The organism is Enterococcus sp. MSG3290, from assembly GCF_050555565.1.
GTDB classification, from domain to species: domain Bacteria; phylum Bacillota; class Bacilli; order Lactobacillales; family Enterococcaceae; genus Enterococcus_B; species Enterococcus_B faecium.
This window is the reverse complement of record NZ_CP187862.1, coordinates 685,274-710,871: the sequence shown is the minus strand read 5'-3', so window position 1 is coordinate 710,871 and position 25,598 is coordinate 685,274. Positions and strand designations below refer to the sequence as shown.

At 37.3% G+C, this 25,598-nt stretch carries 24 protein-coding genes and 1 tRNA gene; 6 read left to right on the top strand and 19 right to left on the bottom strand.

Annotated features, from left to right (window positions below; genetic code table 11):
- Positions 1-15: 15 nt before the first annotated feature.
- The 3 genes from IGL31_RS03275 to IGL31_RS03265 form a co-directional block, all read right to left on the bottom strand.
- Positions 16-696, bottom strand: coding sequence for a WxL domain-containing protein (locus IGL31_RS03275; RefSeq protein ID WP_010727486.1), 681 nt, complete (start codon positions 694-696; stop codon positions 16-18).
- Between the two features lie 284 nt (positions 697-980).
- The gene (locus IGL31_RS03270; protein ID WP_002296473.1) at positions 981-2,084 is read right to left on the bottom strand and encodes an alpha-hydroxy-acid oxidizing protein; all 1,104 of its coding nucleotides are present in this window, start codon (positions 2,082-2,084) and stop codon (positions 981-983) included.
- A 382-nt stretch (positions 2,085-2,466) separates the two neighbouring features.
- Positions 2,467-2,937: a DUF4809 family protein gene (locus tag IGL31_RS03265; RefSeq protein WP_002339022.1), complete on the bottom strand. Its 471-nt coding sequence runs from the start codon at positions 2,935-2,937 to the stop codon at positions 2,467-2,469.
- Between the two features lie 329 nt (positions 2,938-3,266).
- Here IGL31_RS03265 and IGL31_RS03260 point away from each other — a divergent pair, with 329 nt between their 5' ends.
- The gene (locus IGL31_RS03260; RefSeq protein WP_002306156.1) at positions 3,267-4,907 is read left to right on the top strand and encodes a malolactic enzyme; all 1,641 of its coding nucleotides are present in this window, start codon (positions 3,267-3,269) and stop codon (positions 4,905-4,907) included.
- Positions 4,908-5,060: 153 nt separating this feature from the next.
- Positions 5,061-6,383 (top strand): 2-hydroxycarboxylate transporter family protein, encoded by a 1,323-nt coding sequence (locus IGL31_RS03255; protein WP_002301062.1) that lies wholly within the window; start codon positions 5,061-5,063, stop codon positions 6,381-6,383.
- A gap of 67 nt (positions 6,384-6,450) precedes the next feature.
- Here the strand turns inward: IGL31_RS03255 and IGL31_RS03250 are convergent, their stop codons facing one another.
- From IGL31_RS03250 to IGL31_RS03220, 7 genes are all read right to left on the bottom strand, one after another.
- Positions 6,451-6,885, bottom strand: coding sequence for a GNAT family N-acetyltransferase (locus IGL31_RS03250; RefSeq protein ID WP_002306155.1), 435 nt, complete (start codon positions 6,883-6,885; stop codon positions 6,451-6,453).
- A gap of 64 nt (positions 6,886-6,949) precedes the next feature.
- Complete coding sequence (locus IGL31_RS03245) at positions 6,950-7,786, bottom strand: sulfite exporter TauE/SafE family protein (RefSeq protein WP_002331589.1); 837 nt, start codon at positions 7,784-7,786, stop codon at positions 6,950-6,952.
- Between the two features lie 708 nt (positions 7,787-8,494).
- Positions 8,495-8,800 (bottom strand): DUF1292 domain-containing protein, encoded by a 306-nt coding sequence (locus IGL31_RS03240; protein ID WP_002290887.1) that lies wholly within the window; start codon positions 8,798-8,800, stop codon positions 8,495-8,497.
- Positions 8,801-8,824: 24 nt separating this feature from the next.
- On the bottom strand, positions 8,825-9,256 hold the full coding sequence (ruvX, locus tag IGL31_RS03235; protein WP_002296503.1) for a Holliday junction resolvase RuvX: 432 nt from the start codon (positions 9,254-9,256) through the stop codon (positions 8,825-8,827).
- A complete protein-coding gene (locus IGL31_RS03230) occupies positions 9,253-9,519 on the bottom strand; it encodes an IreB family regulatory phosphoprotein (protein WP_002290885.1) in 267 nt (88 codons plus the stop codon). Before IGL31_RS03230 ends, ruvX begins: the two co-directional genes overlap by 4 nt.
- A 254-nt stretch (positions 9,520-9,773) precedes the next feature.
- Positions 9,774-10,499 (bottom strand): DNA/RNA non-specific endonuclease, encoded by a 726-nt coding sequence (locus IGL31_RS03225; RefSeq protein WP_002300763.1) that lies wholly within the window; start codon positions 10,497-10,499, stop codon positions 9,774-9,776.
- A 360-nt stretch (positions 10,500-10,859) separates the two neighbouring features.
- Positions 10,860-10,930: transfer RNA gene (locus IGL31_RS03220), tRNA-Gly, on the bottom strand.
- Positions 10,931-11,046: 116 nt separating this feature from the next.
- On the opposite strand from IGL31_RS03220, the gene IGL31_RS03215 reads away from it, so the two are divergent.
- The gene (locus IGL31_RS03215; RefSeq protein ID WP_002289867.1) at positions 11,047-11,799 is read left to right on the top strand and encodes a threonine/serine exporter family protein; all 753 of its coding nucleotides are present in this window, start codon (positions 11,047-11,049) and stop codon (positions 11,797-11,799) included.
- Between the two features lie 15 nt (positions 11,800-11,814).
- Complete coding sequence (locus IGL31_RS03210) at positions 11,815-12,294, top strand: threonine/serine exporter family protein (RefSeq protein ID WP_002289868.1); 480 nt, start codon at positions 11,815-11,817, stop codon at positions 12,292-12,294.
- A 250-nt stretch (positions 12,295-12,544) separates the two neighbouring features.
- Here IGL31_RS03210 and IGL31_RS03205 read toward each other — a convergent pair whose 3' ends face one another.
- The 5 genes from IGL31_RS03205 to IGL31_RS03185 all read right to left on the bottom strand — a co-directional run bounded on the left by IGL31_RS03205 (position 12,545) and on the right by IGL31_RS03185 (position 17,837).
- Entirely contained in the window at positions 12,545-14,125 is a 1,581-nt protein-coding gene (locus IGL31_RS03205) for an ABC transporter (protein ID WP_086299829.1), read from the bottom strand.
- Entirely contained in the window at positions 14,118-14,861 is a 744-nt protein-coding gene (locus IGL31_RS03200) for an ABC transporter ATP-binding protein (protein WP_002287741.1), read from the bottom strand. The genes IGL31_RS03205 and IGL31_RS03200 overlap by 8 nt, the downstream gene beginning before the upstream one ends.
- A 175-nt stretch (positions 14,862-15,036) precedes the next feature.
- Positions 15,037-15,813, bottom strand: coding sequence for a LytR/AlgR family response regulator transcription factor (locus IGL31_RS03195; RefSeq protein WP_086299830.1), 777 nt, complete (start codon positions 15,811-15,813; stop codon positions 15,037-15,039).
- A 247-nt stretch (positions 15,814-16,060) separates the two neighbouring features.
- Positions 16,061-16,897 carry a TIGR03943 family putative permease subunit gene (locus IGL31_RS03190; RefSeq protein ID WP_002287743.1) on the bottom strand — a complete coding sequence of 279 codons (837 nt, stop codon included), beginning with the start codon at positions 16,895-16,897 and terminating at the stop codon, positions 16,061-16,063.
- 10 nt (positions 16,898-16,907) lie between these two features.
- Positions 16,908-17,837: a permease gene (locus IGL31_RS03185; protein WP_002287744.1), complete on the bottom strand. Its 930-nt coding sequence runs from the start codon at positions 17,835-17,837 to the stop codon at positions 16,908-16,910.
- A gap of 192 nt (positions 17,838-18,029) precedes the next feature.
- Between IGL31_RS03185 and IGL31_RS03180 the strand changes: the two genes are divergently transcribed.
- The gene (locus IGL31_RS03180; RefSeq protein ID WP_002287745.1) at positions 18,030-18,383 is read left to right on the top strand and encodes a thioredoxin family protein; all 354 of its coding nucleotides are present in this window, start codon (positions 18,030-18,032) and stop codon (positions 18,381-18,383) included.
- Positions 18,384-18,456: 73 nt separating this feature from the next.
- On the opposite strand, the gene IGL31_RS03175 is transcribed toward IGL31_RS03180, so the two are convergent.
- Entirely contained in the window at positions 18,457-19,113 is a 657-nt protein-coding gene (locus tag IGL31_RS03175) for a redox-sensing transcriptional repressor Rex (protein ID WP_002287746.1), read from the bottom strand.
- Positions 19,114-19,338: 225 nt separating this feature from the next.
- Between IGL31_RS03175 and IGL31_RS03170 the strand changes: the two genes are divergently transcribed.
- Complete coding sequence (locus tag IGL31_RS03170; protein ID WP_086299831.1) at positions 19,339-21,273, top strand: ABC-F family ATP-binding cassette domain-containing protein; 1,935 nt, start codon at positions 19,339-19,341, stop codon at positions 21,271-21,273.
- An 85-nt stretch (positions 21,274-21,358) separates the two neighbouring features.
- Here IGL31_RS03170 and IGL31_RS03165 read toward each other — a convergent pair whose 3' ends face one another.
- Genes IGL31_RS03165 through IGL31_RS03155 form a run of 3 tightly spaced genes read right to left on the bottom strand, consistent with a single transcriptional unit; the run spans position 21,359 to position 25,586 of the window.
- Complete coding sequence (locus IGL31_RS03165; protein WP_002321414.1) at positions 21,359-22,582, bottom strand: glycoside hydrolase family 88 protein; 1,224 nt, start codon at positions 22,580-22,582, stop codon at positions 21,359-21,361.
- Positions 22,576-24,447, bottom strand: a complete 1,872-nt coding sequence (locus tag IGL31_RS03160) for a DUF2264 domain-containing protein (protein WP_086299832.1) — start codon at positions 24,445-24,447, stop codon at positions 22,576-22,578. The genes IGL31_RS03165 and IGL31_RS03160 overlap by 7 nt, the downstream gene beginning before the upstream one ends.
- Positions 24,448-24,467: 20 nt before the next feature.
- Positions 24,468-25,586, bottom strand: coding sequence for a glycoside hydrolase family 88 protein (locus IGL31_RS03155; RefSeq protein ID WP_002287753.1), 1,119 nt, complete (start codon positions 25,584-25,586; stop codon positions 24,468-24,470).
- Between the last annotated feature and the right edge of the window lie 12 nt (positions 25,587-25,598).

Below are 25,598 nucleotides of genomic sequence, written 5' to 3'. Positions count from 1 at the left end.
AATTTATTTCATACTCTATGCTACTGGGCCAGCCACGAGGTTCCAAGTCAAATCAGCCGTGAATGTTCCAGCTGCTGCTTTCGGCACTTTCAGTGTGATATTTGCTGGATCATAAACAGAAAGCCATGTTCCCAGACCTTGATCTTTTGCTGCTGTAAATATTGGTGTCGCTGCACTTGCTTTACTCAACCCAGTTACAGTTTGACTAGTTGGTCCAGTGGATTCGTTATCTGACGTACTTTTAACAGTGGATGTTCCAAAATCTAATTCAGCGCCTTGCAAAACTTGTGAACCGTTTACAAAATCTGAAACCGAAACTGTCACGTTCCACCCTTGTGCTTGGCCATCTGCACCTACACCTCGACGATCTGATACTTGGAGATAAGGTGTATCGTTTTTTGAAGCGTCTACTTGATACGTTTTTGTTCCGCTTTCAATCTCGTGTGTACCAAATGGCAATTCAGGAACTACATCCAATGTTAAAGAACCTATCTGGCCAGTTGCTGGATTTTCCGGATCTGCTGGCTCTACTGGTTTTGAAGGATCAGTAGGGTTAAGAGGCTCAACGGTATTTGTTGGTTCAGTAAAGGTAATATCTCCTTTTGAAGTCGCTTGACCCTCAGCAAAAGCTGGTGTTGCCAAGCCGCCTAGAAGAAGTGTTGAAAGTAATAATGTCCCAATCATGTTCTTTTTCATAATAAATCACTCCTTTTTCTTAGTGACCTAAGTATAGTAGAGACAGTATGCAAAAAATCCTCATGAATTCATCCGCTTACTTGAAATTATGACCCTTTTTGTATAAAAGAGAAAAAAACAATAAAATCGTTTACATGAATATTCTTCCTTTTTTATTAAGTATGAAAAAATATTTCAATTTTATTTTTTCGTTTCAAATTATTCTATTAGTGACATCCTTGAACTATAAAAATAGGAGTACGGCATCATCTGCCGCACTCCTATTTTTTTTCGTCATTTATTTCTTAAATAAAACGATTCTCACGCAATTTTATTTTTTTGATATCTTCTACTGTTTGTGTTCCAGCTAATTGCATGACCATTTCCAATTCTGTTTTAAAGAAATCAAATACTTGATGGACTCCTGTACTTCCTCCTAAAGACAATCCATAAATAACGGGTCTGCCAATAGCAACAAGATCGGCACCTGATGCGATTGCTTTGAAAACATGTTGTCCACGTCGTACACCGCTGTCAAACACGATTGGTACACGTTTATCTACTGCTTCTGCCACATATTGCAACGAATCAAACGCAGCAGGCCCCCCATCTAATTGACGGCCACCATGGTTAGATACCCAAATTCCACCAGCACCAGATTCTAATGATCGATAGACATCTTCTTCTGATTGAACACCTTTCACGTAGACTGGCAAATCAGAATGAGCAGCGATAAATTCTACATCTTTTGGACTAAGTTTTTGTTTGGAAGATTTATATACAGCATCCATCGTTTGGCCTACTCCTGATTGATAAGCCTGAACGATCGGCATTGGCAGCGGGAAGGTAAACCCGTTTCTGCGGTCTGTTTCACGGTTTCCGCCAACTGTTGCATCCGCTGTCAATACGATTGCTTTTGCTCCATTACGCTTGGCCACTTCAAGAATATCCAAATTGATTCCATTATCTTTGCTCATATAAAATTGAAACCATTGCGGTGCTTTCTCCCCGCCTGCTTCTCTTATCTCTTCTAAAGTACAAGAAGCGTAAGAACTTGCTGTATAGATCGTCCCAAAATCTGCTACACCTTTTGCAGAAGCTTTCTCCGCCTTCACATGAGCTAATCCATGAGCAGCAACTGGTGCCATGATGATTGGTGCAGTCAGCATTTCTTCGTCAAAATGTGTAGTTGTATCGGGTAATTCTACATCTCTTAATACATGAGGAATAATCAAACGATGATTGAATGCCCGTTCATTTTCTTGATAAGTAAATAAGTCGCCAGCACCACTGCTGATGTAACCATAACCACCAGCTGGAATCACTTGTGAAGCCGCGATTTCTAAATCTTCCATATTGATAAAATCTACTATTCCTTCATTTGTACCTGCTTGATATGTTTTTTCCATCTAAATGCCTTCTTTCTATAAAAATTGAATGACGAACAATATGATAGCGTTTACACTTTTTATATTACTCTTCGACATTGATACAGGCAAATAATCTGTTTACATTTCAGCCATTCCAGATGTCACTACTCTGGAAGAAATGATTGTAATAAAAATAGATAAAAAACCGATGGGACTTTGACAAAATTCGTGTCAAAGTCCCTTTTTTTGAATAAACGGTGTTCAAAAGCCATTTTCTCGGTATTAAGCCCAACCAAACGAAAAATAGGAGGAGCTATTTTTGTTTGGCTGTTCTTATTACTTGATGCAGGGCAGCTTTTTCACGACCTCTGATTCACGGTGTTTCTTTTTCATCAACATTTTTACGAAATACTGTGGAAGACTATTGAAATAAGTGTGGATTGTTTCTTTGTGTTTCAATCGTTTCTTGCCATTCTTCATTTAATTTTGGATTACCGTTTTCTTCCTTGAACTCATAAGGTCCTAATTCAAAAAGCCCAGACAGTATTTGATTCACGATTTCATATAGTTCAGTGTGATCAGACACATGATTCTTGAAGATCATCTCATTATCACCACGTTTGAACCTCACATTCGGGCTCTCATGATGAACCTCTATGCATTTTTCTCCTTTTTTTAACTGACGGACTTCTGAAAACATCTCATAAATATCTTCTCCAGTAAAACCTTCAGCAAGCGCCAGACTGTCCACAAGACCGCCTACTGTCAGTTCAGAGATTATTGCTTGATTGGAATCTAATTTTAATGTATAGCTTGTCGCTTCTACTACGCCACATGCATTGCAACCGCCTTCTGATAGTTCGCTTTTTCTGATCAATTGAACTTCTTGCATTTTCTGTTCCTCCTCTTAATTTTCTACTTATGTATTTTTATCACCTGACATAGGTGACTCCTATCAACGCTATCATGTGCTTTTTTCCTCATAAATCCTATTTATCCATTCCATCTATCCCTTATTCTTCTACTTTTCTTTCTCTAGCATATAAGAGATACGCATAGTATTCAAGCAAGGATTGTCGATATAAAAAGAACAAATACTGCTATTTTGATTTCTTTTGGCTATATTACATATAAATAAAATTTATCATACCTGCTCTTTTTGACTATATCATCATCTGACTTCTATACTTCGTTTGTATTAAAACTTAGGAGGAATCATTCATGCTTACAGGGTTAAACTTATTAAATAATCCTTTTCTAAATAAAGGAACAGCTTTTACAAAAGAAGAACGGGCAAAATATGGAATCACTGGTATGCTTCCAAGTACTGTCCAAACACTGGAACAACAATCTGTTCAAGCTTATGGTCAATACTTAAGCAAACAAACAGATTTGGAAAAACGTATCTTCTTAATGAATCTATTCAATACGAATCGGACATTGTTTTATAAATTGATGGGCGAACATTTAGTTGAATTCATGCCTGTCGTTTATGATCCTGTCGTTGCGGATTCAATCGAACAATACAACGAAATTTTCTTGAAACCGCAAGATGCTGCATTTCTTTCAATCGACGAACCAGAAAACATCAAAGCAAGTTTGAAGAACGCGGCAGATGGACGAGACATTCGTTTGATTGTTGTGACTGATGCAGAAGGAATCTTAGGTATGGGCGACTGGGGTGTGAACGGTGTTGACATCGCTATCGGCAAATTGATGGTCTATACTGCTGCTGCTGGTATTAATCCAGCACAAGTTTTGCCTGTATCGATCGACGCTGGTACTAATAATGAAGAATTATTGAATAATCCCTTATACTTAGGCAATCGTCATGCTCGTGTAGAAGGCGAAACTTACTATGAATTCATCGATCAATTCGTTCAATCAGCTACCGAATTATTCCCAGAATTGTTATTGCATTGGGAAGATTTTGGACGAGGAAATGCTGCAGCGATCTTAGAAAAATACGAAGATCAAATCACTACTTTCAACGACGATATCCAAGGTACAGGAATTGTTGTCCTAGCAGGTGTATTAGGCGGATTGAATATATCCGGTGAACAATTGAAAGATCAAATAATTTTGACATTTGGTGCTGGTACTGCTGGTGTGGGTATCGCAAACATCCTTTTAGATGAGATGATCCGTCAAGGTGTACCTGAAGAAGAAGCACGCCAACATTTCTATCAAGTAGATAAACAAGGTTTATTGTTTGAAGATACAGAAGGATTGACTCCTGGTCAAATCCCATTCGCTCGCAAACGCTCAGAATTCACTAATGCTGATGAATTGACAAACTTAGAAGCAGTTGTAAAAGCGATCCATCCGACAATCATGATTGGTACTTCTACCCAACCTGGAGCATTCACTGAAGAAATCGTGAAAGAAATGGCTGCTCATACACCACGTCCGATCATCATGCCTTTGTCTAATCCAACAAAATTGGCAGAAGCAAAAGCAAAAGATTTAATAGAATGGACGGACGGAAAAGCATTAGTTGGAACAGGTATCCCTGCTGCTGATGTTGAATATAATGGTGTAACTTACCAAATCGGTCAAGCAAATAATGCTTTGATGTACCCAGGTTTAGGACTTGGTTTAATTGCTTCAACAGCTACACGAGTAAATGCTGAAATCATTTCTCAAGCTAGTCGAGCATTAGGCGGAATCGTTGATGTAACAAAACCAGGAGCAGCTATCTTGCCTCCAGTAGCAAAAATCACTGAATTTTCTCAAACGATTGCTGAAACTGTCGCAAAATCAGTTGTCGCACAAAATTTGAATCGTGAAGAAATCACGGATATCAAAGAAGCAGTTGAATCTGCTAAATGGGTTCCTGAATATAAATCTTTAGAAGATTAAGATCGTTATAGTAAAAGAACATACAGAAACTTTGTATGACGTCTAAAAAGAAAAAAGCGACTGCGGCAAAACAGCGGCCAGCCAACTCCTGCTCTTTTGCCGCTTTTCTTTGGCTTTTTTCATATGATACAGAATAAGAAAGGATCTGTAAAAATGGCACAAAAAACAACAACTGCAACTGCAGTTGAGGAAAAGAAAAAAGAAGGTTTTTGGTCCACAAAAATCACCGGCGTAAGTTTGCCACTTTATTTGATCATGGTCCTTGTCCTGATCATTGCAATGGCTTTAGGGAAATTACCGACGAATATGATTGGACCAATCGCAGTTTTGGTTATTTTCGGTAATTTATTTCATTTTATCGGGACAAAAATCCCTATCGTCAAAAGTTATTTGGGTGGTGGTTCCGTTTTTGCGATCTTCGCTTCTGCTGCGATTGCTACATTTGGGATCTTACCTGAATATGTAGTGAAATCCACAGAAAACTTTGTCAGCAATATGGGCTTTTTGGACTTTTATATTGCTGCCTTGATTACTGGTAGCATCCTTGGTATGAACCGTAATCTATTGATGAAAGCTTCTGTTCGTTTTATTCCCGTTGCACTTATTTCAATGGTCGTCTCCTTTTTTGCCGTAGGACTCGTGGGCATGCTTATCGGAAATGGTTTTGCAAATTCCGTTTTATACATCTCATTACCTGCGATGGCTGGTGGTGTTGGAGCCGGAGCCGTTCCTTTATCAACGATTTATGCAAATGTTTTAGGTACGGATGCTTCTTCTATCATTTCCCGCCTGATTCCTGCTACAGCAATGACAAATGTCTTAGCTATCATCGGTGCAGCATTAGTTGCTCGTGCTGGACAATCAATGCCAAAATTCAACGGCAATGGTAAATTAATGGAAAAAGGCGATCTTGGCGATGGAAAACCTCGAACTGTGAAACCTTCCATTCCACAGTTAGGTGTTGGTTTGATGGTATCATTGACTTTCTTCATCTTAGGACAAATTGGTAACTATTTTGTTCCTAAAGTCCATGCATACGCATTTATGATCATTATCGTTGTCATCTGTAAAATCGCCAACCTATTACCAGAATATTATGAAGATGCAGCTATCATGTTCAATAACTTGATTGTCAAAAACTTGACAGCAGCTGTTCTTGCCGGTATCGGTATTGCGTTGCTGAATCTGAATGTATTAGCTTCTGCTTTGACATGGCAATTTGTTGTCTTATGTCTGACAAGTGTTATCGCGATTTCAGTTGTTTCAGGATTTGTCGGTCGTTTGTTTGGTTTATATCCAATTGAATCAACTATTACTGCTGGCTTATGCAACAACTCGATGGGCGGAACAGGAAATGTAGCCGTCTTATCTGCAGCTAATCGGATGGAACTTATTGCTTTTGCTCAAATGGGCAATCGACTTGGTGGTGCCATCGTTTTGATCATCTCTGGTTTCTTGATGCAATTACTTTCTTAGTCAAAAAAACAAAAATACCTGATCATCAAGTATCGGCTTGATGATCGGGTATTTTTTTGATAAAGATTTACAGGATTTTCAAAAATCTTTTTTGCATTTTATCGGAATGATAACCGATGTGTTCATAAAATTGGTGTGCTTCTACTCTGTATTCTGCAGAATTAAGCCTTATTGCCGTTATACCTCGTTTTTTCGCTTCTTCTTCTACGCCAGTCATCAAAGCCTTTCCGATTCCTCTTTTTTCAGCATATTTAGACACAGCAAGTGCCATAATATTGAACATTGGATCGCTGAAAATCGATTCATAGGACTCCGCTTGTACATAGCCAGCTGCTTTTTTAGAAGTAGGATCTTCATAAACCAAGAAAAAATTTTTCTCTGGCTCCTTCAGCAGTTTCTTCATTTGTCTCACCGTAACGGTTAATGGTATATCATACCCTAATTGATCCGCATTGATTTCACGTAGTGCTTCTGCATCTTCTAAACGCATTTCCCGTAACATCCAAATCACCAGCCAATTTCTGATTTTTTAAAATGAATTTTTTTATCATAGTATACTCTTTTTTTCATTTAAAACAATATGTTTCAGTGATTTTGACTTGCGTTAGTCTAGATTCTCCTAATGTTTGTAAGATGACAAAGGCATTGTAACAATTGACCAAAAGAACCACGAGGACAATTACTTGAAAAATAAAGGTCACTTTTTTTGGAGACAAAATCCTGCTAAATTTTGCTCCCCACAAACCTCCAATAACAGCAGCGGGGATAATATAAAACAACATAGATAAATCAAAGCGCATAAAGCCACTTGTTAAAGCAATCGTTACTAATTTAGCCAGTTGAGAAAAGAAAATCGTAGATAGAGAATACAGCGTTGCTTCTTTTATTGGCAAGGCAAACATCAGCATCAGCAATGAAACATTGATGGGTCCACCACCGATACCTAAAAAGCTAGCTAAAAAGCCCAAGATCACCCCACATATAAGATACCAAATCCATGACGTTAGATGAAATTTTGGCTGATGATGCTTGGTGTAGAAGAACGCAAAAACCAAGGTCAATACCGTCAAGAAAATTTGGATCAGCTGCACATGCTTTTCATTTTCAAACAACCGTAAAAAAACTTCGAATACAATGTTACCGGCTATTCCTCCAACTACAGCTCCACCAGATACCCAACCGACAATCTGCCAATTCAGCGATTTCCCACTTGATACTTGTCGCACTGTCGAAACAATAGACATCGTGAATACCGCAACCGTTGAGTAAAAAGAAATACCTGCAATAGAATGGGCACCGATAAGATCAAGAATCGGTTTGATCAACACGCCTCCGCCCATGCCGGAAATAGCGCCAACTGTATTTGCCAGAACGATCACCACAAAATAAATCAGACCAATCATATCATCTTGTATATCCTTTCTCTTATTTATATCTTTATATCTTTTAGCGATTTTTACTCTTTGCTTATATTATACAGTAAAAGAAACAAACGAGGCTTCGAAAGCTTTTCTACTTTTTAAGGAAATGTAGTACTAAACGAAAAGAGGTTGTGAAAAAGCTGTCCTGCATCAAGTAATAAGAACAGCCAAACAAAAATAGCTCCTCATATTTTTCGTTTGGTTGAACTTATTACCGCAGATGCAAGCTTTTGAACACCGTTTAAGAAAGAGGTCGTGAGCCTGCCGTTCAGCTTTGAGTCACAAGGAACAATTTCAAAAAACAGCTTCTCATGTTTGTTGAATATTGTGACTTGTGACCGAGGAGTTGGCAGGAGAACACCGTTTAAGGAAGAGGTCGTGAGCCTGCCGTTCAGCTCCGAGTCACAAGGAACAATTTCAAAAAACAGCTTCTCATGTTTGTTGAATATTGTGACTTGTGACCGAGGAGTTGGCAGGAGAACACCGTTTAAGGAAGAGACTGTGAAGTCAACGTTTTGACCTGATTATTAGAGAAACAAATGGCAAAATAGTTCTTCATATTTCGCCGTTTTTCGAGCGAATGCTGAGGGGCAGCTGATTGAACATCGTTTATTTGGAAAAAGGGATTGTGACAAGACGTTTGTCACAATCCCTTTTTTTATATCTTATTAATTCATTCATTCTTTTATTCTATTCTTCTTCTTCCGCCATGAATGTATTGAATACTTCTTCAATCATGTCCCATTCTGCGTCTGTTTCGATTTGTTCTAACTCGCCTTCTGTTCCATCTTCGTTTTCGATGTATGCATAAGCTTGTAATTCTACATCTTCATCTTCTGAAACACCAGCAGGATATAAAAGAACATAGTTACGTCCAAATTCTTCTTGTCCGTCAACTGTTAGTAGGATTTCATATAATGTTTCATTTCCTTGGTCATCCACCAATGTGATGTGTTCGTGTCCTTCATGGTCGTGGGAATGGTTATGTTCTGTCATAAGATTACCTCTTTTCTTTTATTATTAAAATAATTGCTTACCTGAGCCGTCTAAATAATTTTGTAAGATCATCACAGCTGCTAATTTATCGATGACTTTTTTTCGTTTGGCTCTTGAAGTATTTGCCTGCTCTACTAGCATACGTTCTGCCTGAACAGTGGTTAATCGTTCATCTTGATAATCAACTGGCAAGGAGAATAGTTCTTTGATCTTTTCTCCATATGACATGGAAGCTTCTGCCCTTGGTCCGATGGAATTGTTCATATTTTTAGGTAATCCAACTACAAACCGGTCTACTTCATATTGTGCTACTAATTCCTTCAACCGATCAAAGCCAAACTCTTCTTCTGCTTCATTGATCCGAATAATCTCTACTCCTTGAGCTGTCCAGCCAAAGGGGTCACTGATAGCAACACCTACTGTCTTAGAACCGACATCCAAGCCCATTACTCTCATAAATTCACTCCATGATTTGAGAGGTAGTCCTTGACAATTACTTCCATGATCTCATCGCGTTCGTGACGGCGAATCAAATTTCGAGCATCACGATAACGAGGAATGTAGGCCGGGTCTCCAGAAAGCAAGTAGCCGACAATCTGATTGATTGGATTGTAGCCTTTTTCTTCCAAAGCCCGATAAACAATCGCTAATGTTTCGCTCACTTCTTTTTTGCGACTATCGTCAAAACCAAAACGTACGGTTTCATCTGTAAAACCCATGATTCTACACCTCTTTCCCGCAAGGTAATTCCAGCTTACCTTCTACAACCTTATTTTACTCGAAGAAAGGGAAAACTACAAACAAATATTCCAAACTTCCGAATAAATTAAGAAACACTATTTGTATGTTTTTTTCCTTTTTTCTGTAGCTTTATCAAAAGTACTCTTTTCATAAAGTATACGCTATATTTCTTTGAATGTATGTTTTTACACAATTTTTTCATAATATTCATAAAAAATTCGAATAGCTGCTACTAATTTTTTGTTTTTGTTGCTTGTCCTGTCTCATAATTGATCGTGTAGCCATCTTGAACATTGTAGATAAAGACATTGAATTCAATTTTTTTGTCTTCAATGCTTTCTGCTTCCAATTGCACTCCCCTGGCTACCAGTTCATCCCCCTCAAAATGAGGAGTGACACGGTAGCGTACATGATGATTTGTTTCTTTGATATATGCCGCAATATCATTTTCGTGAGCAAGCATGTATGGAGCATTCAACGAACGTGTCCCTGTCATCAAGTTTTTAATGTTGTTATTTTGACCAGTCAGCTGGAAACCAATTAAATGGCTGCGATTATATAACCATTGCCCGTCACTTAATTTCTTTTGTTTCCAACCTGTCGGGTCAATATACAAAGGCTCTCTCTTTTCAGTAGGGAACAAATCTTTTCCAAGCATAGCATTGGCTTGTCCTACTCTGTTCAATTTATCAATATTTGAATAGCTTTCCCATGTCCCTTTGGAAAGGCTAAGATCCTCTTTTGTAAATTCCGGCTGATTCCCATTGATTTCTATTTCTTGATGTTTTCCATCATATTCTGGCACATCCGCTACTTGAGAAGCTTGTGGTGTGGAATCAAAAATAGTTGTAATCTGCTGAAAGATATCTGAATCTTTTTGTGTGGTGGAAACACCGAATGCCCCTGCAATCACAGCAGCGACGATCCCCACGATCGCCTTGGTTGTTTTTTTGCTCATTTCTTTACTCCTTTACTAACAGCTCCCTAAATCTTAACATATGTTCCCCTATAAATAAATACTAGAAAGAGATAGAAACAGCAAAAAATAAAACCTGTTTTAAGATGGCTTAAAAATACAAAAAAGAGACGGATTCCTCGTCTCTAATCAGTCACCACTCTATCTGTAAGGTATTTATTATTATTCAAAAATTTTCTTCATACTCAAGACAATACACTGATTTCACAACCGCTTGGTAAACGGTGCGCAAAAGCTTGCATCTGCGGTAATAAGTCCATCCAAGTTAAAAACATAAGAAGTTGTTTTTGCTTGGCTGTTCTTATTACTTGTTGCAGAGCAGCTTTTTCACAACCTATTTTAAGCGGGTGACGGGAATCGAACCCGCGACATCAGCTTGGGAAGCTGGGATTTTACCACTAAACTACACCCGCAATACAAAAACAGTATACGCCTCTTTTATTCCTTCCTCAAGTTTTTTTATTCTTTACGCTTCTGGTATGTTTTGTAGTAAAATAAAACTAATCAATCAATTATTGGAGAAGATGCTATGACGGGAAAAGAATTAGATCTGTTGCTGGACACTTGTTTACTCGCTGGGAAAATCATGATGGAAAGCAATGCGGAGATGTATCGGGTAGAAGATACGATGAGTCGAATTGCTTTAGCTTCTGGAAATTTCCGTTTGGTCAGCTATGTCACTCAAACCGGTCTCTTTATTGGTCTTGATCGTACCTCGACCATCCGAATGGAACAAATTACCAACCGTTCGATTAATTTAGAAAAAGTAGTAAAAGTAAATGATCTTTCACGTAAATATGTTGCTTCAGAGCTAACATTAGAAGAACTTTACTGCGAACTGCAAGCAATCGACCGAGACCGTTCTTTCTTTCCTGTCTGGTTGCAAATCGTTAGCGCGGCAGTGATCAGTGGAACAATTATGGTGTTATTTGGCGGAAAGATGACCGATTTACCTGTGACTTTAGTCATTGGAGGATTGGGATACGCAGCTTATCTATATAGTTTGAAATTTTTTAGAATCAAATTTTTATCGGAATTTTTATCTTCTTTATTGATTGGCATAGCCGCTATCTACAGCGTACGTTTTGGCTTAGGAAGCAATCAGGATCTAATCATTATCGGATGTGTGATGCCTTTAGTTCCTGGAGTTCAAATTACGAACGCTATCCGTGATTTGCTAGCTGGACATTATGTCTCAGGAGTTTCTCGCGGAACAGAAGCGATGATGACTGCTACGATGATCGGTTTTGCGATTGCTTTTATTTTCCAGCTTTTTTATTAGGAAAGGAACACAAGTATGGGGACGATATTTATTCAGTTTTCTTTTAGTTTTTTAGCGACTGCGGCATTTGCCGTTATTACAAATGTACCTAGGCGTTCATTGATTTGTTGTGGTCTTTCTGGTGCTTTTGGCTGGATGATCTACTGGATCTGTGTTCAAATAGGCGGATCTGCTGCTTTTGGTTCATTGCTTGGTTCTTTAGGAGTAGCATTCATCAGCGATCTTTTCTCTAAACGTTTGAAAATGCCCGTAACGATTTTCAATATTCCCGGGATGGTTCCTCTAGTCCCTGGTGGTTTAGCTTATCAAGCGGTTCGGAATCTCGTTACTGAATCCTATCGAGAAGCGGCTCATTATGCGGTCCAAGCAATTATGATTGCTGGAGCAATCGCTTTAGGTCTTGTATTATCAGAAGTCTTTAACCATAACATCCGTAATTTCAAAGTAAAGCGTGACGCAATCATGATGAAACGAAAAAAACGGCTTTTTAAATAAACGAAGTGTAACAAAGAAAAGGTTGTGAAAGAGACGTTCAGCCTTGAGCGATGACAAAATATCTCACAAACATTGCGACAAGTAACCGCAGGAGCAATAAGAAGTAATTATGAGTATTAAAAAAAGTTTTGTAAAAATAGCTTCTTACATTTTTACATAAAATTGACTTAATACTGAGAAACTGACTTTTGAACACCCTCTATCTGTAAAAAAGGGGCTGCGACATGATTTTTGTCACGGCCCCTCTTCTTTATTCAAATTTTTTCCAAAACGTTCGTTGATAATAAACGATCCATAGAGCGGAAAGTATTAGAACTAAACCGATCACAGGAATATTCACTAACCAAAATGGATAAAACAAAGCCAACATTCCGTATAAGACGATAAGAATAATACTGATGATCAATGAACCCATCATAGTTGCGACTAAACCCAAACTTCCTGAACCTCTGTTAAATAATTGGTTAATATTGGTCCAGTTCAGCAGCAGCAACCGATAATCTCTAGCGAAATAACGTAGTGACAATAAGTAGCAGCCGAATAAAGAACCAAATAGCAAGCTAGGGATAAAAAACAAAGGCAGCCGAAAAGACAGTCCGCTTAATAATGCGATCCCACCAGTTAAAAAACTCTGCAATATCCATCCGAATCTGAACTTTTCTTTTAAATATTGGTTCATAGAGATTGGCAAAGAACGGATAAACAGAAAATTTTCTTGATCCAAAGAAATAAGATTACTGATAAAAGAAGTCTGATTAACTGTTAAGAAAGCCAATGCGATCCCTACCAGGAAAACAACACCGATTAACTTATTATCTAAATCAGTTAATTTTATTTCGCCTCCTAGGGCAAAAGCAAGAATAAAAATGATTGGAGTTAACAAGGAAGAAGAAAGAACTTGCATAATCAAATTAGGTTCTTTTACTAATTGAGCATTGTAACTAAATAAAAGCTGATGCACATTTTGGTTCTTTTTATGGGTTCTTTTTATTTTGAACTCACTGTTTGAATCAGTCAGTTGCTCTGTAAGCTTTGGTACTATCAGCTGTTTTACAGCAAGGAAAAATCCCAGAGCCGTGATAGCTAGTATTCCCCAACCCAATAAACCTTGTTGAGAAAGTGGCTGACTGGCAGCATCATAGAATGGCAATAATATCGAAATCGGATGCCGATCTGTTAACTCATTTTCAATAGTCCCCGTTTGATGATTCATCCACATGATTCCAGCAAATGCGATCAGCATCGAGCTGCCAAGCAAGATACTAGAAACTGTTTTTCTATGTTTTTTAAACACTGCTGTTCGAGCCAAACCAAAAACAATCAAACTAGCCAGACAAAAAAGAATAATCAAAAATAGAGAAAACAAAAGGATCGAAATAATGATAGTAAGAAAAATCCCTAGATCAGCTCGCCATCCGGTTAAAATAAACATGACTAGAAGCGGAAAAACAAAAGGAATGATGGTCAAAGCAACTACCAAAATCTTTGCTGAAAAAACCTGTCCTTGTCCAAAAGGCAGAGGCAAAAATACTTGCAGGTCATTTCCTTCAAAAAAGATATTATAAATGACTGATATACTTTGAGTTAAACCTAACATACCAAAAAGTGCCACGTAATAAGTAAAGAAACCTGGCAATTTAACAAAGTTCATAGCAAACATAGCAAATCCGTAAATCAGTAAAAAAATCAGCCCTGAAAAAAGATTTTGAGACAAAAGATAGATAGTTAATCGCTTTCCCTTTTTTCCTTTCTCTCTTGCTTTATTCGTGAGCTGTGGATTAACATATAAAAGATTAACTCGAATTAATTCTAATAATTGTCGCTTATACATACGGTCCATCTCCTGTCGCTTGCCTTCCAGCCATTTTCAAATAAATCTTTTCTAGCGTTTCATCAGGTGAGCCATTCAATAATTCACTAACTGCCCCCTGATAAATCAATTCACCTTTCTTCAAAATAGCCAGTTTATCGCATAACTGTTGTGCGGTATCCAATACATGTGTAGAAAAAATGACTGTTTTTCCTTTTGCGGCATGAGCCTTCATCATTTCTTTCAAATCAAATGCTGCTTGAGGATCAAGTCCTTGCAAAGGTTCATCCAATACCCAAATATCTGGATCTGGCAGCAACGTGCCGATCAAAATCGTTTTTTGACGCATTCCATGTGAAAAACTTGCGATTGTTTCATTTTGATGACTATACATATCAAAAAGCGCTGTCAATTCTGCTAAACGCTTTTCTTTTTTTTGTGTGTCTAATTCATAGGCAGCTGAAATCAAGTCCCAATATTCTCCAGCCGTCAATTGTAAAAAAATATCTGGGGAATCAGGCACATAACCGATTTTTTGTTTGATACTCAAGCGATTTTCCGTCAATTTCATTCCATCTACTAAAATCGTTCCCGATGATGGTTCAATAATACTAACTAAACTTTTAATCGTAGTTGATTTTCCGGCACCATTATGTCCTAAAAATCCAAAAATTTCCCCTTGTCTTATCGAGAGAGACAAGTCTTTTAATGCTTGTTTTTTCCCGTAACTTTTACTTACATTGATGAATTCAATCATTTCTGTACTCCTTTTGTTTGTTATTACTTTTTATTGTACCCTTCGTTATTGGTGGAGTAAATGTCAAAAAGAGTGCATAACAAAAAAGGATAGAAACGACTAGGCTGCTACTTGGGTTGTTCTCTTCTACAGGAAAACACTCTTCTAACAGGTAAGATATGAGTCTTTGTTTTCTTTAAAATGATTCATTTTCTATCTTTTCTTGCATAAAATTCTTTAGTTTATCAATACTTCTCTTTCCCATCTCTAGTTGTTCTCCATTTGCAAATGTTACTATTTCGTTTACTCTGCTAATAGATGTAATGTTTTCAGTATTAATGATATAAGCTTTTAAATCTTTACATAAATACTCATATTCGAGTGATTTTTTATATTTTTTAATTGTGCCGTTTACGAGAATCTCTTCATCTTTCAATACTAGGCCTATTTTATTTTTATAACCTGGCATGCTCATTAGATAAAGGATTTCATCGTAATGGATATAGTGATCGCTATTACCATAACGGACAGTTGTCCACCTTTTTTTCGTAGCATATTGAACAGGATAGTTTTCTTTTTCTTTCAATAAGTAACTTTGGATGCTTTTTTTATTTTTTTCATAAGTGAATTCTTTTATCAAATAACCACTAGGCGTAATCTTTCGATTAATAACAGTTATTGCTTTATTCGGATGAGACGTTAGATAAACAATTTTACACTTTTCATTCTTTTCTCTAAGCATTTCGCCTAGTTCGATACCGCTATAATAGGCGTTCAAATCGATGTCTAGGAAAAAAATATCTGAGGAATAGATTTCATTATTTTTAATGAATTCAACAAATTGTATAACGTTCAATCCCTGAACGATCTCAAATTTCCAAGGACTTAATAAAATTCTGGATTCTTCCAAAATTTCTACTAGCATTTTTTCAAAAACCAAACTATCATCCAAAATAAATATACGCGTTACCATAAAAAGTACCTCCACTCGATATTTTACTATCAAAATCATTTCATACAACTTTTCAACATACATGTTAGGAATAAATTGTAATTCTCTTCACAATCTTTTCCAACACCTTTGAAACCGATATCAAATACTTTCAGGATGCTGCTTCTAAAATAAATATCAAACAAATGAATACATCATGCAAAAAAAGCCAGACAACCGACGTCCTTGCGTGTCAGCTGTCTGAGCTATGTTTATTTATTTTGTTCTTTTAAAAAGAACGATACACATACTGATTTTTCGGAGCAGAGACTTTCTCAGCGTTTGTAACAACTACAGATGGGATTTCACGCTTGAATGGTTGATAATAGTCTGATTGGATGGTTCCTTCTATTTTATACCATTCATCATTTTTAACCGTTACTCCTTCCGGCATATGCGTCAACAAACCAAAGACTCCTGAATCTGCCACACAATGGATAATGCCGAATCGGAACAAGAAAATATCTGTATTGCTATCGTTCGGTGTTTGGTAAACAAATCCTTCATAGCTGATTTTTTTGCCAATGAATTCGCTAGGGTAATTATAAATTAGCTCCATAACTTCTAAATAGTTTTCATCTGTGATCTTGATAGTTTGCTTATCCCCATACTTTTCTTTCAACTCATTCATTTGGTCTAAGTAGTCTGATTTGTTGAAATAAATACTGGTATCCGGCTTTAAGTATTGTGTCTGCATCTCCGGATCCCCTACTGATTCTTTACTTACTGGGAAATTAAATCCTTTGGCTTCTACGATCGTAGTGTCGAGACTAACTGTTGGAAACAACGTCCCCACGATTACTGGCAAAGCTAGCAGTACATAAGCGATTCCACGTTGATAAGGTTTTGACAACCCATGGTCATGATCGTGCTCGTGTGCCTTTTCCTCTGCTTTTCCGTTTTTGACCCACAAATACAGCTGAACTAAAGCCAAAAGAGCAGATAAAATCATTGAAAGAATAGCTAAGTAGCGATAATGGACATTGATATATTGATCGAGTTTGCCAGAAACTTGCAAGTACATCATCAATTCGAAATACCCAGATAAAATCAAAAACCGCAGCATATTTTTCCTCCTAAATAAATAATGTGAATCCAATAACGCTAAGGGCAATCAGTCCGATCAGCGATAAAATAAAGCGTCCTGTAAAATATCGTTTCATCATCAGTAGATTTTTGATATCGACCATTGGGCCAAAGACCAAAAAGGCAGCTACAGGTGCTGTGCCGAACAGACTTAACAAAGAAGATCCTATAAACGCATCTGCTTCTGAGCAAAGAGACATCGTAAAGGCCAATAACAGCATGATGATAATGGCTAAAATCTTTGTTGAGCCGAGCGTTAGCATAATTCTAGTTGGTAAATAAGTCTGCATCGCAGCTGCGATTAATCCGCCAATGATCAAATAACGACCTGTATCAAAAAATTCGTCGATTGAATGTGTCAACACATGCCCAGTTTGATGGATCAGCTGATTTTTTGGTTCATTCTTCTCACTTTGTTCTTCTTCATGGACATGATGATGGTGATTTTCTGCTACTTTAGACGTGATTTTTTCTTTCAATACAGCGTCTTTTTGAAAATAGGCAAGCCAGACACCAATCACAAGGGCAACAAAAAAGCTGCCTATCACCCGCCAGCTTGCCATCTGCCAAGAATTGCCAAATGCGATAAAAGTGGAAAAAATCACGATTGGATTGATGATCGGAGCAGTCAGCATAAAAGCAAACGCTGTGTGAACTGGTACGCCTTTTTTAACAAATTGATGAACGATCGGTACGATGCCGCATTCACATGAAGGAAAGAAAAATCCTAAGATCGAACCAGTAAAAATAGAGAATATACGATTTTCAGGAAGCCATCTCTTCACACGTTCTGGGGTCAAAAATACTTGTAAGGCGCCTGAGATAAGACAGCCTAATAATACGAAAGGTAATGCTTCAATAACGATCGATAAGAAAATCGTACTCATCTGCAAAACCGAATTTGGAATAAAAGAAAACATGAGTTTCCTCCTTTTTATTTCTAGTTCATTCGCTTTGCAAATATACGCTTTTATTCAAAAAAAAACAAGTTGCTCTGTAAATTTTTACACAACTCTTATTTTTTACCAAAGCACTTCAATTGACTTTTTCTGTTATTCCCATTAAATTAAGGTCTCATACATATCACTTCTATCATAAAAGGGAGAATAAAAATGAAACAAACCACTAACTTGACTGAAGTTCAAGACATACTGCAACAGTCATCCGTTGCCGTCATTTATCTTTCGATGCCTAATTGCAGTGTTTGTCACGCTGTTCGTCCACGACTAGAGGAACTTCTCACACATTATGATATTCCGGCACTTCATTTGGATGCATTTGAAACACCAGAAGTAGCTAGTAAATTTGAAGTGCTGACTGCGCCAGTTGTCCTGATTTTTCATCAAGGAAAAGAAGTCTTTCGGCAAGCACGGTTCATCGACTTTAAAAAAATCCGTTATCTACTAGATGAACTGACAGCAGAAGATGATTCCCTTTCTTATGAAGAAATCTTCCGAACAAAATAATCGTTGTCCAAACAGAAAAAAGCGATTGAACAAGTGAAAGTTTTGCCTTCATTTGTTCAATCGCTTTTTATTTTTATTCTGCTGTATTTTCGGAATGCGCATTTGCGTCAGAATGCAAGAAATAGATCAAGGTTTGCAATTCATTCGTCAAATCAACATTTTGGATCAATACATCTGACGGAGCATTCAATCGAGCAGCGGTAAAGTTCAAGATTCCTTTGATTCCTGCTTCCGTTAACTGATTGACTACTTCTTGTGCTCTTTCAGCGGGTATCGTTAAAATTGCTACTTCGATTTGTTGGATCTTGATTTGTTCTGACATATCTTCCATTGGATAAACGGGGATACCGTCTACGATGCGCCCAACGATTTCCTCATTCACATCAAAAGCACAACTGATACGTATGCTATTACTTTGATGGAATTTGTATTTTAGTAAAGCACTTCCCAAGTTCCCTACACCGATCAGCGCAACATTTGTCAATTGATCGTCGTTTAATGTCTTTGCAAAAAAGTGCATAAGATCTTCTACATCATAACCATACCCACGTTTTCCTAATTCGCCAAAATAAGAAAAATCTCGACGGATCGTTGCACTATCTACTTGAACGGCTTCACTTAATTCAGTTGAAGACACTTTTTTCTTTCCAGCATTATTTAAAATCCTTAAATAGCGATAATACAAAGGCAGTCTTTTAGCTGTCGCCTTTGGAATAATATGATCTTTCACGAAATGACCTCCACGTATTGTCTAATTACATCTTTGATTTCTCCATCATAGCAGTATTTATAGGAAAAAATCAATTCCATTGCTCAGATATTGTGAAATTTTATTCTTTATTCATTTATTTATCATTTCTGCAAATCTCGCAGTATAATGGAATTTATGGTAGACTACTAATTGAAAAATAGTTTTTTATTTGAGGAGAATTCACAAAGTAGAAAAGAGGATTCCATGATATTATTACAAGCCAATCAGATTGCTCGCCATTTTGGTGCAGAAGTCTTATTTGAAAACATACATTTAGAAATCAGTACAGGCGCTCGTGTCGCTTTAGTTGGCAGAAATGGCGCTGGAAAATCGACTTTATTAAAGATCATTGCTGGAATTGAAGCACCTGATGAAGGAAAGATCGCTAAAAATAAAACAGCGACTCTCGGATACCTCGCTCAGGACACAGGACTTGATTCCAATGAAACAGTTTGGAACGAGATGCTGAAAGCTTTTGAACAAGTTAGACAAATGGAAGAGCGGATGCGCGAGCTAGAGATTTTCATTAGCGAAGGTACGCCAGACACACCTGCTTATAGTTCTTATTTAAAAGAATACGACCGGCTGCAACACGATTTTTCAGATCGAAACGGCTATGGTTATGAAAATGAAATTCGTTCCGTATTGCATGGGTTTAAATTCGATTCTTCATTTTATGATCAGAAAATCGATACTTTATCAGGCGGACAGCGCACACGTTTAGCTTTAGCTCGCATGCTTTTGCAACACCCTGACATTTTGATTCTAGATGAACCAACGAACCATTTAGATATCGAGACACTTTCCTGGCTTGAGAATTATCTGCAAAGCTATACTGGTGCATTATTGATTGTTTCCCATGACCGTTATTTTTTAGATAAAGTAGTCAATGAAGTCTATGAATTAAGCAGAAGAAAAATGCGCCATTACAAAGGTAACTATTCGAAATATCTAGATTTGAAAGCAGAACAGCTAGCAAGTGAATGGAAGGCTTATGAAAAGCAGCAAACAGAAATCCATAAATTAGAAGACTTCGTTGCTCGGAACCTTGTTCGCGCCTCTACCACAAAACGAGCGCAAAGCCGCAGAAAGACATTAGAAAAAATGGACCGGCTGGATCGTCCTCAAGGGGATGAAAAACAAGCAAACTTTCTATTCAGTATAGAAAAGCCTTCTGGAAATGTAGTCTTGCAAATCGAAGATGCCGCTATCGGATATGATAATGTCACCTTATCTGAACCAATCAATCTAGATATCCGTCGTCAAGAAGCGATTGCTCTAGTAGGTCCGAATGGTATCGGGAAATCGACATTGCTGAAATCAATCATTCACCAGATCCCTTTTATTCGTGGAAAAGAAACGCTAGGGACAAATGTCACCATCGGCTATTACGATCAAGGTCAAGCTGATCTGCATACAAACAAGACGATCCTAGCAGAATTGTGGGATGAGCATCCTACCACTCCAGAAAAAGAGATTCGAAGTGCTTTAGGTGCTTTCTTATTTTCTGGCGAAGATGTAGAAAAACCAATCCCTCTGCTAAGTGGCGGTGAAAAAGCACGGGTTGCTTTAGCCAAGTTAGCGATGAACAAAGAAAATTTTTTGATTTTGGATGAACCAACAAACCATTTAGATATTGACAACAAAGAAGTATTAGAAAATGCATTGATCGATTATGACGGCACACTGCTTTTTGTTTCCCATGACCGATATTTCATCAATCGGATCGCGACAAAAGTCGTCGAACTCTCTGAAAATGGCAGCAAAGTCTATCTAGGAGACTATGATTATTATTTAGAGAAAAAGCAGGAAGAAGAAGAAATCGCCGAATTGTTGGCACAAGATGAGCCAGAATCTGCTCCTGCTCCCACGAACAAATCTGATTATTACCAAAGCAAAGAACAGCAAAAGCTTATCCGTAGCCTTCAACGAAAAATTACTCAGGTTGAAGAAGAAATGGCGCGGATCGATGAATGGATCGATCAGTTGGAACAAGAAATGGTCGCGCCAGAAAACCTGGAAGATCACGTAAAACTCAATGAGCTGAACCAAGATTTAGAAGCTGCTAGACAAAATCAAGAAACAAAATTGACGGAATGGGAAGAACTAAGCTTGGAATTAGAAGAATATGAAAATTAACGAAAAAACCAAAACAGAAACCATTCATGCTGTTTTGGTTTTTCTTTTTTTATTTTATCAAACAAAAATTCCATATTTACCTTTTTCACCAATAAGAAGACCAATTACTAGTCATTCTCACTAAAGCTTCTAAATAATAGTAATCACCCCAAATACAAGGTGTATTTACCCCATTATTTTTGGGCTTATTATAAACAGACTGTGTTAAAAAGCCATCTTCTTCTTCCGTTGTAGCATATCTTTCTTTCAATTGTCGCATAATTTTCCAAACAGCAGACTGGTATAAGTTCTTTTCTGTTTTGTCTAATAGACCTGATTCTATTAATTCTAATAATCCACAAACCATGATCACCATACTAGATGTATCTTTTTCTTCTCTGCTAGAATCATCAAAGATCAAATCCCAATAACAAATGGTATCTTCTGGCAACCGATTCATAAAATAATTGGCTAATATTTTGCTTAAATCAAAATATTTTTGTTCTTTCAAATAACGATAACTTAATGCAAAACCGTAAATCCCCCATGCTTGGCCTCTAGCCCAACAGGAATTATCACTATAACCTTGATGCGTACTTCCATATCTTGGTTTTCCATCTTTGACATCCATATAAAATGTATGATAAGTTGAACCATCTTCTCTTACTAAATAATCTGCTGCATTTTGAATATGAGCCTGAGCAGCTTTTTTATATTTTTGATTTCCAGTTTCTTCACTCGCCCAATACAATAATGGAAGATTCATGCAACAATCCATGATCATTCTACCTTGTTGTGAAGGATCACTAGGATCTCCCCAAGCTTGTATAACTCCTGCCTTCTCCCAAAAACGCTGAAGTAATGTTTCTGCCGCATCAATTGAAGCTTCCTTCATTTTTCGATTTCCCGTTATTTTATAATCTGCTACGGTTGATAAAGAATACAAAAAACCAAGATCGTGATGATTAGTGATAATTTGACAGTCAATCCTGTGGATAAAATCTATATCTGCTTTTTCAGCTGTTTGTTGAAATAAAGGATCACCCGTCTTCTCAAATAACAACCAATTAATTCCTGTCCAAAATCCTTCTGTCCAACCAATATTGTCTCTTAATGGATAACGTCCTTTTATAGGACACTCGCTTGGGAATTGATACTGACTGTTACTGATACGTTTGATTAACCTCTCCGTGTGTCTGCGACAACGCTCGATCTCATTATTCCATTCTTTTTCCATTAATTCTTTATAACATTCATTTATCCATTTTTCTGGATGTATTATCTCTTCAAACATCACTTTATCAAGCATTTCCCCACCAGCCTTTAGCATAATTTTAGTCTTTTTTTATTGTTTTTATTTTGGATAGTTAGCCCGGTTGTCCCATCAAAATCAATTTTGGGACGATTGTTCCATACTTCTAAACTATAATCCCGATCTTGATGAGCAACCACTCCTGTTCCGAGCCAATGGGTTCCTTTTTCAAATGTACCCTCTAATCCAGGAATAAAAGTGTTTTCCCATGTCATCAAGTTTGTATTGGGCAAACCCATAATAGCTGTGGATTTTCGTTTAATAGTATCGTCACTTAAACAGATAATACCTGAAAAGCCAGCTTCACTCACCCTATAGTTTTCCTTGTCTTCTTCTATGATTATTCCTTCTTTCTCAGGAGAACATTCAATAGCAAACCCTGTCTCATATAGAACATATTCTGTATCTAATTCTACTTTGTGTACGCGAATCTGCCAGCCTTCAAAAGGAATAAGCCAAGTTCTGATTTTTGCCTGTAAAGTAGGTTCCCATGTAGAGGCAAGTACCTCTTTCTTACATACAATGTCTCGTACATTATTTCGAACGATGAACTGTCCATAGGTTTTGATGCTCTCATTCTTAAAACTGGTCGTGATATATGTGTCCGCTCGCTGAATCCCTAGCATTGAATCCATTGCCATTTCTGCTTTCAATTGATTCGCTCGCGGTATCGAAAAACCAAATTGACTAGAATAAGCAAATTTTAAATATTTTTCATTGGTCAATGTATGGAAATTTGGCCCTAATTGTCCCGCATTCAAAAAAAATGTATGTCCATTATCATGTTGTATGAGCAAATTGGCTTCTGAAAGAAGTTTAGTTCCTTCACGAATAGGCATAGGCATTTCTTTAGCCGTCCAATACTCATGGTCTTCAGGTAGCGCCAACAATAAAAAAATCTTATTCAGCCATAATGGAGATAACGTACTATTATAGGGTTCAGTCAATGTCAATTGAGGGTAGGTATAACCAATATTCAGGATACCTTTTTCATCAAATATTTCTTTTTGCATCCACCATCTTATATTCCGATTGACTAACCCCTTGATTTCACCTAATTTAAAAGGCAAAAGATCGGCCCACAACATAGCTGACCAAAAGCTTGAAACTGCAAAACGATAAATCATGCTTCGACCAAAAGGCACATTTGCACCATCTTCCGCAAAAAAATGAATATAGTCTCTAGAAAAATCAATAGCTCGGTTCTTATATATCTGGCTAATGGGCTTTTCTGGTTCTAGTACGCTATAAATCAAACCATAATAATGAAATGCAAAAGGATTATAATAATCTTGGCGACCTCTTGAACTGTCTCGATACCAGCCATTTTGAAGATAACAATTTTCTATATTATCAAATGCTTCTTTCAGTGCTGATTCTTTAACTGGATAACCAAATTTTTGGATAATTGTTCCGACAATTATCTTAAAAAATTGCCAATTACCATCTGCACATTCATATTCAAAAATTTGCGAGAACCAATGAATAATCTGGTTTTTTTCTCCTGTATCTAATTTTTTCCATAATAATTGTTCATGATGATATAACGCTAATAACATTGCGGGCATTTCTACCATACGCTGGTCTCTTTCATGTATTTCTCCCCAATAATCGGGATGGGAAGGATCTGTTCCAGCTTTTATTCCTGATAGAATTAATTTCAACCATCGTTCATCTAATTGGTCAATTGCGGGCCCCGCTCCCCATAAAACCCGAGAGAATCCTTCCATTCCTGCAATTTTATTTCCATATCCTACCCCTTGATGTATATAATCAATTTGTGCGCCACTTGCTCGATAAAACGGCTGGAGTGGTTGATTTATCTTTTTAAATAAGTCAAAGTAATCCTGTCTGGTCCTTAATAGTGGTACTGGATATTTCATTGTATTTTCTCCTCTTTTTACTACCAAATAGCTAATTCCGACTGTTCTAATCGAAGTAAGCCTTCAATAAAAAAATAATCAGAATAGATCAGTGGCACATTATAAGTCAGTTCTCTATGGTATGCTTCTGCTCCGCCTCCAATGATCCCATCTTCATCCATATTCCAATTTGCATAGTGCTTTTCTGTCTTTTGGAGTATATTGATAGCAGCTTCATGATACATTTTTGATCGTACAGAGGAAACATATCCTGCTAATTCCAGAAGACCGCATGCAGCGCATACTCCAGCACTGGTATCAATATTCGAATCTTTTACAGCAAAATCAATGAGAGGAATATAACCAGTTTTTTCGATTTTCTGAATAAAATTTACTGCTATCTTTTCTGCTATAGCTAGATAGTACGGATTTTTTGTGTAACGATAACTTAACGCGAATCCATATAAAGCCCATGCATTTCCTCTGCTCCAACAAGAATTCTCATTGTATCCTTGCCCGCCAAGTAACCGAATATATTTCCCTGATTCTGCATCAAACTCTGCGATATGCCCGGTTGATCCATCTTTCCTCACTAGATACTTAGCTGTTGTATCTGCATGCTGCCGAGCAATTTTAGAGAACCTCGGATCACCAGTTTCCCTCGAAGCCCAATACAGTAATGGTAAATTCATCATACTATCAATAATCATCCAACCAGGTTTATGGTCATTCCATGCTACTAAATAGTTCCCTGAAATATTATAGCGTCCAGCAAGTACCGTAGCTGCATGTAACCCTAGTTGTCGACTATGCTTGTTTTGAGACTGTTGATAATGTGCAATAGCCGATGGTAAGAATAAAAAACCTACATCATGATGAACGTCTGAAAAATGGTACAGGGCAGATTCTAATAATTGTTCTTGCTGTATTGCTGCCTCTTTGAACTTTTCTCGTTTTGTCTTGTGAAAGAGCTGCCATAAAATACCACTCCAAAAACCATTGGTCCACCAGTCGATTCCTCTGTCCTTTATTACGTCTGTATATTTTCCGTTGTAAGAAATATATGGAATTTTATTCCCCATTCTGTCTAATTCCGCATCTATCTTTTCAGAAGCTACATTCAAAATTTTTCTTGACCATTCCTTCGTCTGTTCATTCATGGATATCCCGCC

Bases quoted from the DNA above. Each gene is read 5' to 3' on its own strand.
- IGL31_RS03275 (WP_010727486.1), bottom strand. From the start codon at position 696: ATGAAAAAGAACATGATTGGGACATTATTACTTTCAACACTTCTTCTA.
- IGL31_RS03270 (WP_002296473.1), bottom strand. From the start codon at position 2,084: ATGGAAAAAACATATCAAGCAGGTACAAATGAAGGAATAGTAGATTTT.
- IGL31_RS03265 (WP_002339022.1), bottom strand. From the start codon at position 2,937: ATGCAAGAAGTTCAATTGATCAGAAAAAGCGAACTATCAGAAGGCGGT.
- IGL31_RS03260 (WP_002306156.1), top strand. From the start codon at position 3,267: ATGCTTACAGGGTTAAACTTATTAAATAATCCTTTTCTAAATAAAGGA.
- IGL31_RS03255 (WP_002301062.1), top strand. From the start codon at position 5,061: ATGGCACAAAAAACAACAACTGCAACTGCAGTTGAGGAAAAGAAAAAA.
- IGL31_RS03250 (WP_002306155.1), bottom strand. From the start codon at position 6,885: ATGTTACGGGAAATGCGTTTAGAAGATGCAGAAGCACTACGTGAAATC.
- IGL31_RS03245 (WP_002331589.1), bottom strand. From the start codon at position 7,786: ATGATTGGTCTGATTTATTTTGTGGTGATCGTTCTGGCAAATACAGTT.
- IGL31_RS03240 (WP_002290887.1), bottom strand. From the start codon at position 8,800: ATGACAGAACATAACCATTCCCACGACCATGAAGGACACGAACACATC.
- ruvX (WP_002296503.1), bottom strand. From the start codon at position 9,256: ATGAGAGTAATGGGCTTGGATGTCGGTTCTAAGACAGTAGGTGTTGCT.
- IGL31_RS03230 (WP_002290885.1), bottom strand. From the start codon at position 9,519: ATGGGTTTTACAGATGAAACCGTACGTTTTGGTTTTGACGATAGTCGC.
- IGL31_RS03225 (WP_002300763.1), bottom strand. From the start codon at position 10,499: ATGAGCAAAAAAACAACCAAGGCGATCGTGGGGATCGTCGCTGCTGTG.
- IGL31_RS03215 (WP_002289867.1), top strand. From the start codon at position 11,047: ATGACGGGAAAAGAATTAGATCTGTTGCTGGACACTTGTTTACTCGCT.
- IGL31_RS03210 (WP_002289868.1), top strand. From the start codon at position 11,815: ATGGGGACGATATTTATTCAGTTTTCTTTTAGTTTTTTAGCGACTGCG.
- IGL31_RS03205 (WP_086299829.1), bottom strand. From the start codon at position 14,125: ATGTATAAGCGACAATTATTAGAATTAATTCGAGTTAATCTTTTATAT.
- IGL31_RS03200 (WP_002287741.1), bottom strand. From the start codon at position 14,861: ATGATTGAATTCATCAATGTAAGTAAAAGTTACGGGAAAAAACAAGCA.
- IGL31_RS03195 (WP_086299830.1), bottom strand. From the start codon at position 15,813: ATGGTAACGCGTATATTTATTTTGGATGATAGTTTGGTTTTTGAAAAA.
- IGL31_RS03190 (WP_002287743.1), bottom strand. From the start codon at position 16,897: ATGCTGCGGTTTTTGATTTTATCTGGGTATTTCGAATTGATGATGTAC.
- IGL31_RS03185 (WP_002287744.1), bottom strand. From the start codon at position 17,837: ATGTTTTCTTTTATTCCAAATTCGGTTTTGCAGATGAGTACGATTTTC.
- IGL31_RS03180 (WP_002287745.1), top strand. From the start codon at position 18,030: ATGAAACAAACCACTAACTTGACTGAAGTTCAAGACATACTGCAACAG.
- IGL31_RS03170 (WP_086299831.1), top strand. From the start codon at position 19,339: ATGATATTATTACAAGCCAATCAGATTGCTCGCCATTTTGGTGCAGAA.
- IGL31_RS03165 (WP_002321414.1), bottom strand. From the start codon at position 22,582: ATGCTAAAGGCTGGTGGGGAAATGCTTGATAAAGTGATGTTTGAAGAG.
- IGL31_RS03160 (WP_086299832.1), bottom strand. From the start codon at position 24,447: ATGAAATATCCAGTACCACTATTAAGGACCAGACAGGATTACTTTGAC.
- IGL31_RS03155 (WP_002287753.1), bottom strand. From the start codon at position 25,586: ATGAATGAACAGACGAAGGAATGGTCAAGAAAAATTTTGAATGTAGCT.